Source organism: Parvimonas sp. M20, assembly GCF_035282425.1.
Lineage (GTDB): Bacteria > Bacillota > Clostridia > Tissierellales > Peptoniphilaceae > Parvimonas.
In genome coordinates, this window is sequence record NZ_JAYKBQ010000297.1 from 1 (window position 1) to 233 (window position 233).

The following is a 233-nucleotide window of genomic DNA, read 5'->3' on the forward strand; positions in this document are numbered from 1 at the left end:
AATGATTAATATCCCATCAATAAATTAAATCATTATATCCCATTTCTTCCATTTGTGATTGAGGTTGAATTACCAAAACAACTTTAGGTAAACTATTTATTTTTTCACTTATATTCAAGACTGGATCAAATTCAAAAACATCTGTCTCTTCTGGATTTAATTCTTTTACTGTTTTTCCTAAATATTCTTCAAATTTGTGAGTTGCCCATCTAATTGCATGATTATTCTTTAGT

General features: G+C 26.6%; 1 protein-coding gene. It reads right to left on the reverse strand.

Features of this window, described 5'->3' with window-relative positions; genetic code table 11:
* Positions 1-16 precede the first annotated feature (16 nt).
* Positions 17-233 (reverse strand): glycine/sarcosine/betaine reductase component B subunit (locus VJI93_RS09300; protein ID WP_324009404.1); only part of this gene is annotated, 217 nt, incomplete at its 5' end.